8 protein-coding genes and 1 riboswitch are annotated in these 12997 nt (G+C 70.6%); of the genes, 6 read left to right on the top strand and 2 right to left on the bottom strand.

Annotated elements, in window-relative coordinates; translation table 11 throughout:
* Window position 1: 1 nt before the first annotated feature.
* Window positions 2-123, top strand: a riboswitch (cobalamin riboswitch).
* 58 nt (window positions 124-181) lie between these two features.
* From cobN to NQ706_RS03725, 3 genes are read left to right on the top strand one after another with little or no spacing between them, the layout of a single operon-like run.
* A complete protein-coding gene (cobN, locus tag NQ706_RS03735) occupies window positions 182-3862 on the top strand; it encodes a cobaltochelatase subunit CobN (protein WP_038568342.1) in 3681 nt (1226 codons plus the stop codon).
* Complete coding sequence (gene bluB / locus NQ706_RS03730) at window positions 3859-5922, top strand: 5,6-dimethylbenzimidazole synthase (protein ID WP_200874209.1); 2064 nt, start codon at window positions 3859-3861, stop codon at window positions 5920-5922. The genes cobN and bluB overlap by 4 nt, the downstream gene beginning before the upstream one ends.
* Complete coding sequence (locus tag NQ706_RS03725; protein WP_038568339.1) at window positions 5922-6281, top strand: VOC family protein; 360 nt, start codon at window positions 5922-5924, stop codon at window positions 6279-6281. The genes bluB and NQ706_RS03725 overlap by 1 nt, the downstream gene beginning before the upstream one ends.
* A 97-nt stretch (window positions 6282-6378) precedes the next feature.
* Here NQ706_RS03725 and cobF read toward each other — a convergent pair whose 3' ends face one another.
* Entirely contained in the window at window positions 6379-7167 is a 789-nt protein-coding gene (cobF, locus tag NQ706_RS03720) for a precorrin-6A synthase (deacetylating) (RefSeq protein WP_038568336.1), read from the bottom strand.
* 3 nt (window positions 7168-7170) lie between these two features.
* Complete coding sequence (locus tag NQ706_RS03715; protein ID WP_006945436.1) at window positions 7171-8622, bottom strand: cobyric acid synthase; 1452 nt, start codon at window positions 8620-8622, stop codon at window positions 7171-7173.
* Between the two features lie 98 nt (window positions 8623-8720).
* Here NQ706_RS03715 and NQ706_RS03710 point away from each other — a divergent pair, with 98 nt between their 5' ends.
* From NQ706_RS03710 to coaE (NQ706_RS03700), 3 genes are all read left to right on the top strand, one after another.
* Window positions 8721-9881, top strand: coding sequence for an aminotransferase class I/II-fold pyridoxal phosphate-dependent enzyme (locus NQ706_RS03710; protein WP_038568331.1), 1161 nt, complete (start codon window positions 8721-8723; stop codon window positions 9879-9881).
* A 126-nt stretch (window positions 9882-10007) separates the two neighbouring features.
* A complete protein-coding gene (coaE, locus tag NQ706_RS03705) occupies window positions 10008-12371 on the top strand; it encodes a dephospho-CoA kinase (protein ID WP_038568329.1) in 2364 nt (787 codons plus the stop codon).
* 10 nt (window positions 12372-12381) lie between these two features.
* Complete coding sequence (gene coaE, locus NQ706_RS03700; RefSeq protein WP_006945478.1) at window positions 12382-12969, top strand: dephospho-CoA kinase; 588 nt, start codon at window positions 12382-12384, stop codon at window positions 12967-12969.
* Window positions 12970-12997: the final 28 nt, after the last annotated feature.

Below are 12997 nucleotides of genomic sequence, written 5' to 3'. Positions count from 1 at the left end.
CTCCGTTAGGCTCGGGCACGGTCGTCAGGTGATGGAACCCGGTGCGAATCCGGGACGGTCCCGCCACTGTGTGTCCGACGCGTGCGTCGGCGAGTCAGGAACGCCCTGACGATCGACTCCCGTGCCACGGGAGCCCTCTCACGACGACGCGGGCGTGGACACCCGCGAAGGAGCTGCCCTCATGGCGCGCATCGCCCTCATCTCCACCTCGGACACCGATCTGCTCAGCGCCCGTGCGAGCGGTGCCGACTACGCCGTCTCCAACCCGGGGCGCGTGCCGACGCACGGCGACGCTTCCGAGGGCGCCGACATCGTCGTCGTCCGCCTGCTCGGCGGCCCGCAGGATCTGTGCACTGGTTTCGCGGCGTACGCCGCCTCCGGCCGTCCCGTCGTCGTCCTCGGCGGTGAGCAGGAGCCCAACGCGGCCCTCATGGAGCGTTCGACGACGCCGCCCGGGGTCGCGGCGCAGGCCCACGAGTACCTCGCGCAGGGCGGTGCGGCGAACCTCAAGGAGCTGCACGCGTTCCTCAGCGACACGCTGCTCATGACCGGCGAAGGCTTCGAACCGCCCGTTGTCACACCCTCGTGGGGTGTGCTCGAGCGCCCCGAGATCGCCGATGACGCCGAGAGCACCGACGGCGCCACGGCCACGAAGAAGCCCCGCGTCGCGGTGCTCTTCTATCGTGCCCAGTACGTCGCGGGCAACGACGCGTACGCCCATGCCCTCGCCGACGCGATCGACCGCGCCGGCGGCATCGGGGTGCCGATCTACGTCTCCAGCCTGCGCGAGGCCGACGCCGAACTGCTCGACCACCTCGCCGGTTACGACGCCCTCGTGACGACGGTGCTCGCCGCCGGCGGGTCGCGTCCGGCGTCCGCGGGCGCGGGGGAGGACGACGAGAGCTGGGACGTCCAGGCCCTCGCCGCGCTCGACGTCCCCATCGTCCAGGGGCTGTGCCTGACGTGGAGCCGCGAGCAGTGGGCCGCCTCCGATGACGGGATGACGCCGCTCGACGTCGCGACGCAGGTCGCGGTGCCCGAGTTCGACGGGCGCATCATCTCCGTTCCGTTCAGCTTCAAGGAGTTCGACTCGGACGGCCTGCCGTCCTACGTCGCCGACCCGGAGCGCTGCGACCGCGTCGCGGGCATCGTCGTCGGGCACGCGCGGCTGCGTCATCTCGACCCGGCGGAGCGCCGCATCGCCGTCATGCTGTCGGCGTACCCGACGAAGCACTCGCGCATCGGCAACGCCGTTGGCCTCGACACGCCCGTCTCGACGATCCGGCTGCTGCGCGCCATGCGCGAGGCCGGTTACGACCTCGGCGAACGCGGCGCGATCCCCGGTCTCGACGACGTCGAACCGATCGAGGGCGAGGAGCTCGACACGACCGCGGGCAACGCGCTCATCCACGCCCTGATCGCCGCGGGCGGGCAGGACCCGGAGTGGTTGACGGACGCGCAGCTCACCGACGCGCACGTACGTATCCCCGCAGCCCTCTACCGCGAGTGGTTCGCCCGCCTGCCCGAGGATCTGCGCGAGGGGATGAGCGAGCACTGGGGTGAGGCGCCCGGTGAGCTGTTCGTCGACCGCTCCCATGACGAGGCCGGCGAGATCGTCACCGCGGCACTGCAGGCGGGCAACCTCGTCATCCTCGTGCAGCCGCCGCGCGGCTTCGGTGAGAACCCCATCGCGATCTACCACGACCCCGACCTGCCGCCGACGCACCACTACGTCGCGACCTACCGGTGGATCGAGGAGGAGTTCGGCGCCCACGCCGTCGTCCACATGGGCAAGCACGGCAACCTCGAGTGGATGCCGGGCAAGAGCCTCGGCATGTCCGCCTCGTGCGGCACCGATGCCGCGCTCGGCTCGCTGCCGCTCATCTACCCCTTCCTCGTCAACGACCCCGGCGAGGGCACCGAGGCCAAACGACGCGCGCACGCGACGATCGTCGACCACCTCGTGCCGCCGATGGCGCGCGCCGAGAGCTACGGCGACATCGCCCGCCTCGAGCAGCTGCTCGACGAGTACGGCAACGTCAGCGTCATGGACCCGGCGAAGGCGCCGGCGCTGCAGGGCGAGATCTGGACGCTCATCCGCGCGGCCGAGCTGCACCACGACCTCGGCCTCGAGGACATGCCGGACGAGGATTCGTTCGACGAGTTCGTCATGCACGTCGACGGGTGGCTGTGCGAGATCAAGGACGTGCAGATTCGTGACGGTCTGCACGTGCTCGGCGCCGCGCCCGACGGCGAGGGCCTGACGAACCTCGTCGTCGCGATGCTGCGCTCCAACCAGCTCTTCGGCGGTGCGAAGGACGGGCTGCCCGGCTTGCGCACCGCGCTCGGCCTCGACCCGACGAGTGACGACCGCGACGCCACCGACAACGCCGAGCGGCACGCGCACGCCCTCGTCACCGCATTGGCTGCTGCCGGGTGGGATGCCGCGTCGGTCTCCGATGTCGTCGAGGCGCACCTCGCGGGGTTGGCGGACGACGAGGTCGCCGGCGTCGACCGCGCCGGCGTCGAGGCGTCCCTGCGGTTCGCCTGCACCCAGATCGTGCCGCGTCTGCAGCAGACACCGCAGGAGATCACCTCCGTGCTGCACGCGCTCGACGGTGGGTACGTCGCCGCCGGCCCGAGCGGTTCGCCGCTGCGCGGGCTCGTCAACGTCCTACCGACGGGCCGCAACTTCTACTCGGTCGACCCGAAGGCGATCCCGAGCCGCCTCGCGTACGAGACGGGCCGCGCGATGGCGGATTCGCTCATCGCCCGCTACCGCGAGGACGAGGGCGCGCTGCCTGAATCGGTCGGGCTGTCGGCGTGGGGCACCTCCGCGATGCGCACGAGCGGCGACGACATCGGCGAGATCCTTGCACTGCTGGGCATCATGCCCATCTGGGACGAGCAGTCACGCCGCGTCGTCGGGCTCGAACCGATCAGCCTCGAGGAGCTCGGGCGTCCGCGCATCGACGTCACCGTCCGCATCTCGGGGTTCTTCCGTGATGCCTTCCCGCACGTCGTCGCGATGATCGACGACGCCGTCAAGCTCGTCGTCGACCTCGACGAGCCGCTCGATCAGAACTTCCCGCGCGCGCACGCCCTCGCCGACGTCGAGACGCACGGCGACGAGCGGCGCGCCCGCACCCGCATCTTCGGTTCGAAACCGGGTTCGTACGGCGCGGGCCTGCTGCAGGTCATGGAGTCGGGCAACTGGCGCAGCAACGACGACCTCGCGGAGGTCTACACGGCGTGGGGTGGGTTCGCCTACGGCCGCGACCTCGACGGCGCGCCCGCGCGCGACGACATGGAGCGCAACTATCGACGCATCCAGGTGGCGGCGAAGAACGTCGACAACCGCGAATCCGACATCCTCGACTCCGACGACTACTTCCAGTACCACGGCGGCATGGTCGCGACGGTGAAGGCACTGACGGGTGCCGAACCCAAGGCGTACGTGGGAGATTCGACGAGCCTTGACGCCGTGCGCACCCGCACGCTGACGGAGGAGACCGCCCGCATCTTCCGCGCCCGCGTCGTCAACCCGCGCTGGATCTCGGCGATGCAGCGCCACGGCTACAAGGGCGCGTTCGAGCTCGCCGCGACCGTCGACTACCTGTTCGGTTTCGACGCGACGAGCCAGGTCGTGCCCGACTGGATGTACGAGTCGATCGCGTCCGAGTACGTGCTCGACGAGACGAACCAGGCGTTCATGCGCCACGCGAACCCGTGGGCGCTGCGCGGCATCATCGAGAAGCTCGGCGAGGCGGCCGAGCGTGGACTGTGGGCGGAACCCAACCCCGAGACCGTCGCCGCAATGCAGCAGGTCTACCTCGACGTCGAAGGTGAGCTGGAGGAGTGAGCCCCGACGAGTCGCTGCGTGGAGTGCCGGCAGGGCCTGCGCGGGGTGCGCCGTCCCCGGATGTCGAGGGGCTTCGGCGTCACGTCGGGGACGCCTCGCTCGCGGAGTCTTCTCGGATCGCCGACTCGAGCGACGGAGGTGGCTTCCGTCGTCCGACGCCTGTCATCGGTGACGCCTCGTCGGCGCGCGAACGCCGCGATGATCCGGCTGGCTGGTCCATGGGCGCGCAGGTGCAGGAAGCCCTCGCCGACGTCATCGGGGCGCGTCGCGACATTCGGCGTTATCGCCCCGACGCGGTGCCGGACGAGCTCGTGCGCGAGGTGCTCGCGGCGGGTCATGCCGGGCCGTCGGTCGGCCATTCACAGCCGTGGCGGTTCATCGTCGTGAGCAATCCGGCGACCCGGGATCGCGCTGCGCACCTCGCGGACACGGCACGCTTGCGGCAGGCTCGTCAGATGCTGCCCGAGCGGGCGGCGCGGTTGCTCGACCTCAAGCTCGAAGGGCTGCGCGAGGCGCCCGTCGGCGTCGTCGTGGCCTGTGACCGGCGCGTGCCCGCAGCGGGCGTGCTCGGGCGGGCGACGTTCACCGACACGGACGTCTGGTCGTGTGCGTGCGCCATCGAGAACATGTGGCTGACGGCGCGCGCCCACGGCCTCGGCATGGGGTGGGTGACGCTGTTCGAACCCGCCGATTTGGCTGATCTGCTCGGCCTGCCCGACGGCGTCGAGACCCTCGGCTGGATGTGCCTCGGCTGGCCCGACGAGCGTCCGCCCGAACCAGGTCTGCAGCGCGCCGCATGGTCGGCCAAGCTGGCCCTCGACGACGTCGTGCTGGCAGAACGCTGGCCCGAGACGGGTGAGATCGATGCCACGGCACGCGAACCGGAGACCGTGGGTGTCGACGGCGGCCCGGCGGCGGCGTTCGGTCCAGGGGCCCCCGCGTCAGGCTTGCGACCGACCGAGCCGCCACCGTCCTACCTCGCCGGCCCCGAAGGCGCCCGTCTCGTCGCCGCCAGCGACGACGCCGACCGCCTGCTCGCTCCGCCGGAGGCGCTCGGGGTGCTCGACCGCGTCGTCAACCGGGTCGCCGCCATCGCCGGGCCGGACGTCGCCGGCGGCACACTGGTCCTGGCCGGTGCCGACCACCCGGTCACCCGCCACGGCGTGAGCGCCTACGCCTCGTCCGTGACGGCCGACGTCATGCGCGCGGCCAGGGCGGGCACTTCCCTTGGAGCGGCACATGCGCGTTCGGCCGGCCTTGCCTGTCTTGTCGTCGATGCCGGCGTGGACGGGCGGCAGCCGGCGCCTGCATCGGGTGCCGATGAGCTTTCCGCGGGCGTCCCCACCGAGCGCGTGGACCTCGTGGGGCCACGGGGTGACCTGGTTGACGCCGACGCGCTCACCCCGCACGACGTCGAGGCGTGTCTTGCGGCCGGGCGGCGGCTCGGGGCGAGGGCCGGGGCGAGCGGTCTCGTCGTGCTCGGCGAGGTCGGCGTCGGCAACACGACGATCGCCGCTGCTCTCGCGGCGGCGCTGCTCGAGGCTCCGTCCGACGCTGTGCTCGGCCTCGGATCGGGCGCGGATGCCGCGATGATGGCGCGCAAGAAGCGCGTGGTCGAGGCCGCACTGGAGCGCAGCCAAGGCTCACGTGACGTCGCCACGAATCGGGGCGAGCGTGCCCGCCTGGCACTCACGCAGGTCGGTGGGCCGGAGGTCGCGGTGCTCGCAGGTGTCGTGCTCGGCGCCGCTGAGGCGCACGCGCCGATCGTCCTCGACGGACTGGCGACGTCTGTCGCGGCTTTGGCGGCCGCACGGATGGAGCCGTCGGTCCAGGCGTATCTCGTGGCGGGTCAGCGCAGCCGGGAGAGCGCGCACGGTCTCATGCTCGACGAACTCGGCCTCGAACCACTGCTCGACCTGCGCCTTCGCGCCGGCGAGGGCGTCGGTGCGTGTCTCGCTGCGGGGATGATCCTGCAGGCGCTGGACGCGCGCCGCGCCTCCGTGCGCACGACCGATGCCGGCGGCGTACTCGGCGACGGTGATGCGGCAGGAGACAGCTGATGGGGCTGTATCTGTCCCACACGACCTGGGACGCGCGCGATCCGTTCGCCGTCGCGCAGTTCTGGCGCGCACTCATGGGATGGGAGATCGCCGAGCCGGAGTCGTACCGTCCCGGCTCGGACGAGTGCTCACTCGAGGCCCCGAACGGCACCATCGTGCTGTTCTACCGGGTGCCCGATGCGAAGCAGGTGAAGAATCGCGCCCACATGGATCTGCGGGCTCAGGCCTCGACGCGTGATGCCGAGATCGAGCGTGCCCTCGCCCTCGGCGCGACGATGGTCGACGATCGCCGCAGCGACCTCGGCTGGGCCGTCCTCGCCGACCCAGAGGGCAACGAGTTCTGCATCCTCGACGGTTGAGAGCTGAAACCCTGTATGGCGCGATCGCGGCTCTCACGACATCCCGCCTCTCAGGAACGAGACCCAGGAGTGCGGTGGCCGACGGCGGGGCCACTCGTCAGGATGCCGGCAGGCTCAGCGCGTAGACGTCCATGACCCAGCCGTGCTCCTGCTTCAGGCGGGCACGAACGTCGACGATCTCGTCGATGACGTCGACGAGGCGGCCCGCGCGCAGCGTCTGCTGGGGCATGCCGACATACGCGCCCCAGTGGATGACGAGGGCAGGGTGCGTCTCGACGAGGTGGCGGCAGGCGAGGTGCCCGTCGAGCATGACGACGACCGTTCCGAGGCCGGGGGACCATTCACTCACGAGCCGTCGTCCGGTCGTGACGTGCACCGGTTGGCCGATCTCGTGCAGCACGATGCCGTGCGCCGCGGCGAGGGTCTGGAACGCCGAGATGCCCGGAATGACAAGCGAGTTCACCGGCCGATGGCGCGCCAGTCGATCGACGACGCGGATCGTCGAGTCGTAGAACGCGGGGTCACCCCAGACTAGGAATCCGACGACGATTCCCGGCTCGAGCGCGTCGATCACCTCGCCCCACGCGTGAGCGCGCGCGTCGTGCCAATCGAGAACACCGTCGGTGTACTGGTGCGCGTCACGCTCGGCGTCGGGGCCGCGCCGCGGATCGGGGAGCGCGACGAACCGGTAGCTGCCCTCGGCCAGATGCGTGCGGCACAGCGCCTCGCGCACCTCGACGAGCTCGCGCTTCTCATCGCCCTTGTCGGCGACGAGGAAGACGTCGACCTCACGCATCGCGTCGATCGCCTCGAGCGTCAGATGACGCGGGGAGCCCGCGCCGATACCGATGACGCGAACCTCGCGAGGAGTCGTGGTGTCCGTCATGATTCAGCCCTTCCTCATCGCCAGGTCGAGCAGCGCGTCGACGTCGAGGTGTTCGTCGCAGGCGTCGGCGAGGGCGTCGATCATGGCTGAACGTCGGGCACGGAACCCCATCGCGCCGTCGCGAGGCACCCACGCCGAGCCCGACGCGCGGGCGACGTCACGCAGCCACGCCCGCCGGAATCCGTCGTTCTCGAGGGTGCCGTGCCAGATCGTGCCCCACACGGCCCCCGCGCACGTACCGCCGGGAAAGTTCGGTTCGGCGGTGACGACACCGTGGTGGATCTCGTAGCCGTCGACGTCCTCGCCCCGCCACGTTCCAGCGGGCCGAGCCAACGTCTTCTCCGCCTCGAACCTCACCGATCCGCGCAGGTGCCCGAGCCCGTCGACCGCCCCGACACCGGATTCCACGGAATCCTCCAGCCGGTCGACGAGCATCTCGTAGCCGCCGCAGATGCCGAGCACCGGCGCCCCACGCCGAACGCGGTCGGCGACGACGTCGGCGAGCCCGCGGGCGCGCAGCCAAGCCAGATCACTGACGGTCGCGCGACTGCCCGGCAGGACGAGCAGGTCGGCCTCACGGCACAGGTCGGCGTCCGTCGTCACCCTCACGTCGACGCCCGGTTCGGCGGCGAGAGCATCGACGTCGGTCGCGTTGCTCGTGCGCGGAAACCGGACGACGGCGACGCTCAGACACGCCTCGTCTGCATCGCCGCCCGCAAGACTCGGTCGCCACCGACCGATCGACAAGGCATCCTCAGAGTCGAGCCACACATCCTCGAGCCATGGCAGCACGCCGCGGCAGGGCAGGCCGGTACGTCGCGTGATCTCGTCGAGGCCGGGCTCGAGGACGGACGCGTCGCCGCGAAACTTGTTGATGACGTACGCCGCGAGATGGCGACGATCGTCGTCGTCGAGCAACGCCCACGTCCCGTACAGCGCGGCGAGCACACCGCCGCGGTCGATGTCGCCGACGAGGGCGACGGGCAGGTCGAAGCGGCGCGCGAGCCCCATGTTGACGTAGTCGCCGCCGCGCAGGTTGATCTCGGCGGGGGAGCCGGCACCCTCGGCGATGACGACGTCGACGTCGCCCGCCAGCTCCTCGAAGGCCGTGAACGCCGCGTCCGCGAGGTGACGGCGGCCCGTCGCGTACTCACCGGCGCGCAACCGCCCTGCCGGTCGGCCACGCAGGACGACGAACGCCTCCCGGTCGCTGCCCGGCTTGAGCAGGACTGGGTTGTGCACGCTCGCGGCCTCGACGCCCGCAGCCTCGCACTGCAGGTACTGCGCGCGCCCGATCTCGCTGCCGTCACGGCACACCATCGAGTTGTTCGACATGTTCTGCGACTTGAACGGGGCCACACGCACCCCGCGTCGCGCCCACGCCCGCGCGAGCCCGGTGACGACGAGCGACTTGCCCGCATCGGAGGAGGTACCGGTCACGAGGAGGCCATTCACGCCCCCACCCTAAACGTTTCACGAGGTCTCGCTCTGCGGCATGATGGCTGCGTCGGGCCCCGCGAGATCCGCGGGGCCACCAGCTCGAAAGGCGCACCGTGCCTCGTTTCATCTCCTCCCGTTACCAGGCGGGTTCCGCGACGCAGATGTCCGTCATCGCCGACCGTGCGCGCGAGTTCGACGACGTCATCAACTTCAGCCTCGGCGACCCCGACCTGACGACCGACGCCGGCATCATCGAGGCTGCCGCGGCCGACGCGAAGGCCGGCCACACGCACTACACCTCGAGCCTGGGTTACCCGGAGCTGCGCCAGGGCATCGTCGACATGTACCGCGACGACTACGGCGTAGAACGCAGCGTCGACGACGTCATGGTGACGACGTCGGGCTGCCACGCGATGTGGCTCGTCATGGAGACGCTGCTCGACGACGGTGACGAGGTGCTCGTCATCGAGCCGTACTTCACGCCGTACCCGCACCAGGTGCGTCTCGCGCGCGGCGTGCCCGTCTTCGTGCCGACGACGAAGGAGAACGGCTTCCAGGTGACGATCGGCGACCTCGAGGCCGCCATCACGCCGCGCACGCGCGGCGTCATCGTCAACACGCCGTGCAACCCGACGGGTGTGCAGTGGAGCCGCGAAGCGCTCGAGGGCGTCGCGCGGGTCGCAACGGAGCACGACCTCGTCGTTGTCGCCGACGACATCTACACGTTGTTCACCTACCGCGAGCCGTTCGTGCCGTTCGCGTCGCTGCCCGGCATGGCGGAGCGCACCGTGACGATCGGGTCGTTCAGCAAGGACTACCTCATGACTGGGTGGCGCATCGGGTGGATCCTCGCCCCGGCCGACTTCGTCTCGACGGCGCGTGACGTCAACGAGAACAACGTCTTCACCGCGCCCTCGATCTCGCAGCGCGCGGCCCTCAACGCTCTCGAACGACGCGCCGAGCTGCGTCCGCCCGTCAAGGAGCTCTACCGCGGCCGCCTGCAGCGCGCTTATGAGCGTGTGCAGCGGCTGCCGCACATGGACGCCTTCGAGCCGCAGGGCACGATCTACCTGTGGGTCGACATCCGCGAGACCGGTCTGACGTCGCTCGAGTGCGCCGCGCGCATCGTCGAGGAAGCCCACATCCTGACGATCCCCGGCACCGCGTTCGGCGCGTCGGGCGAAGGGTTCCTGCGTCTCGCTGTCACCGTCGGCGAGGAGCAGATCGACGAGGCCTTCGACCGCCTGGAGCGCATGAGCATCTTCGGCGACTGACGGCGGCCTGGGGGCGCTCGGCGCGAGCCGCGGGCACCACGTAGGGTTGGCCGTCGTGCCACGAGGGCACGACCCGGCTCGTGGCGATCGTCCGCGGGCTCGGGCCCCACCGACCCCGAAGCGTTGATGAGCTCCTTCACCACCCGTCTGCACGACCGTCTCGGCCTACGTACGTCACCGCGGATCTTCTTCGGCTCCGCTGCGCTGATCGTCCTGTTCACCGCGTCCATGGCACTCTTCCCCGACCCGGTGCGTTCCGTCTTCGGTGCGGCGGCGCACTGGTTGCGTTTCGACCTCGGCTGGTTCTACACGGCGGCCGCGACCCTTCTCGTCGTCTTCTCGCTGGGGCTCGCCGCAAGCCGTTACGGGCGCGTCAAGCTCGGCCCTGACGACGCCGAGCCCGCCTATTCGGGGCTGTCGTGGTTCGCGATGATGTTCGCGGCCGGCGTCGGCGCGACGTTGATGTTCTGGGGCATCGCCGAGCCGATTAACCACTACGCGCGCCCGCCGCTCGGCGCGGCGCCCTACTCGGACGAAGCGGCGTGGGACGCGCTGTCGATCGCGAACTTCCACTTCGGCATCCACATGTGGGCCATCCTCGTCGTGCCCGGCCTGTGCTTCGGGTACTTCACGTACAAGCGGAACCTGCCGCCGCGCGTGTCGTCTGCGTTCCATCCGCTGCTCGGCGACCGCATCCACGGCCCCATCGGCCAGGCCATCGACATCATCGCCGTCGTCTCCACCGTCTTCGGTCTCGCCGTCTCGACGGGTCTCGGTGCGCTGCAGATCAACTCGGGCATGAACGATGTCTTCGGCGTGCCGATCGCCGGGTGGGTGCAGGCCGCGATCCTCGCCGTCATCACGGCGGCTGCGCTGACGTCCGTGCTCGCCGGCATGGACAAGGGCGTCAAGAACCTGTCCTACGCCAACATCCTCATGGCGATCGCGCTGCTCCTCTTCGTGGCGATGACGGCGATGTCGGCCTCCGACGTGGCGCGCGGCATCGTCGAGTCGGCCGGTCGCTACCTGTCGCAGCTGCCGATGCTGTCGACGTTCAACGACACGATGCACCACGGCGCGTGGTCGGGTCAGTGGACGGTCTTCTACTGGGCGTGGACGGTGACGTGGGCGCCATTCGTCGGGATGTTCGTCGCCAAGATCTCGCGCGGACGCACCATCCGCGCGTTCGTGACGGCATCGATCGGGCTGCCCAGCGCCTTCGTCATCGTGTGGATCGGCGTGTACGGCCTCACGTCGATCACGAGCGATCGAGCGAGCGCGAAGGCTGCGGGACAGGGCGGTTCGCTCGCGCACACCATCGTCGACGAGAACAACCCGCAGGCGGCGCTGTTCCAGTTCTTGCGCGACCTGCCCGGCTACCTGCCCGTCGCGACGCTGGCGCTCGCCGTCATCGTCATCTTCTTCATCACCTCGATCGACTCGGGCGCGCTCGTCATGGACGCCATGGTCAACGGCCACGAGGACGCGTCGGTGCGCCGTCAGCGCGTGTTCTGGTCGCTGTCGGTGGGCGCCGTCTGTGCTGCGATCATCCTCACGGCGGGCGAGGACGGGCTGTCGGCGCTGCAGGAGGTCATCATCGTCATCGGGTTCCCCATCACGGTCCTGACGGTCCTGCAGGCCTGGCTGTTGTTCCAGGCGCTGCGTGAGGACGCCGGAGCGGCACGCCCGATGCGGACCCGCCAGTGGAAGCAGGTGCTGCCCGCCGAGGAGTACGAGCGGCGCGCCGCCGAGGGCGTGCTCGACGAGGACGCCTACGTCGTCCTGCCCGAGTTCGAGGAGGGCACCGAGCCGGAGTTCGAGACGCACGTCCCGACGACGGCGCAGACGCAGCAGCAGGCCGCGGAGCGCGCCGCCGTCTCCCTCGGGCTGACGGGGCCGGTCGCCGCGGGCAAGTCGGTCGTCGGCGACGCGTTCGAGCGCCGCGGCGCGGTTGTCGTCGAGTTCGACGAGGTGATGCGCGAACTGCTCGTGCCGGGCGAGGAAGCCCTCGACCGGTTGCGGGAGGTGTTCTCCGAGACGATCGCCCACCCCGACGGCACGATCGACTGGCACACGCTCGACGACCTCACGACGCGCAGCCCCGCGGCGCGCGAGCGGATGTATGCCGTCATCGGCCCGTTCGTGCGTGCGGAGGCCGACGCCCGGGCCAAGGCCGTGGGCGATGACTCGGTGCTCGTGCTCGACCTCGCGCTGCTGACGGACGCCGCGACGCCGCGCGACTTCGACCACGTCGTCGTCGTGGAGGCGCCGGCGGAGGTGCGCGTCGAACGGCTCATGGCCGAGCGTGGACTGGATCTTGAGCAGGCCTGGGCCGAGATCGACGCCGACACGCAGGGGCGCGAGCGCAGCGACGCGGCCGACGTCGTCCTCTCGAACGAGGGCAGCATCGACGAGCTCGACGCGGCTGTCGGTGCGTTCTGGGACGATGAGGTCGCACCGGCGCTGAACAGTGCCGCGACGCGCGTCTGAGGAGGCGACGATGAAGGTCGGGTTGACGGGTGGGATCGGTTCGGGCAAGTCTGCGGTGGCCCGATTGCTCGTCGAGCACGGGGCGCTGGTGGTCGACGCCGACGCCGTCGCGCGCGAGGTCGTCGCGCCCGGCAGTGCGGGGCTCGCGCAGATCGCCGACCGCTTCGGTGACGGCGTCCTGACGGCGCGGGGCGAGCTGGATCGCGGCGCGCTGGGGGCCATCGTCTTCGCGGACGAGGGCGCGCGGCGCGACCTCGAAGCCATCACGCACCCGCTCATCGCGGCGCGCACGCTCGAGTTGTTCGCCGCGGCGAAACCGGGGCAGGTGCTCGTGCACGACATTCCGTTGCTCGTCGAGCTGGGGCGCGAGGGCGACTACGACGTCGTCATCGTCGTCGATGCGCCCGTCGAGACGCGTCTGCAGCGGCTCGAGGAGCACCGCGGGATGCCGCGTGAGGTCGCCGAGGCACGCATGCGCAGTCAGGCCAGCGACGAGCAGCGCCGCGCGGTCGCCGATGTGTGGATCGACAACGCGGGGGACGAGGACACGTTGCGTCGCCGCGTCGACGACGTGTGGCGCACGCACTTGCAGGGCTGAGGACCGCGGGATTCCGGGGTTGTCAGTG

Source organism: Dermacoccus sp. BD5, assembly GCF_044878485.1.
In the GTDB taxonomy this organism is placed as follows: domain Bacteria; phylum Actinomycetota; class Actinomycetes; order Actinomycetales; family Dermatophilaceae; genus Dermacoccus; species Dermacoccus nishinomiyaensis.
The sequence above is the reverse complement of the archived record's forward strand: the minus strand, read 5'-3'. Positions and strand labels throughout refer to the sequence as shown.

Coding starts and splice junctions, on each gene's coding strand:
- cobN (WP_038568342.1), top strand. CDS start 182: ATGGCGCGCATCGCCCTCATCTCCACCTCGGACACCGATCTGCTCAGC.
- NQ706_RS03725 (WP_038568339.1), top strand. CDS start 5,922: ATGGGGCTGTATCTGTCCCACACGACCTGGGACGCGCGCGATCCGTTC.
- cobF (WP_038568336.1), bottom strand. CDS start 7,167: ATGACGGACACCACGACTCCTCGCGAGGTTCGCGTCATCGGTATCGGC.
- coaE (WP_038568329.1), top strand. CDS start 10,008: ATGAGCTCCTTCACCACCCGTCTGCACGACCGTCTCGGCCTACGTACG.
- coaE (WP_006945478.1), top strand. CDS start 12,382: ATGAAGGTCGGGTTGACGGGTGGGATCGGTTCGGGCAAGTCTGCGGTG.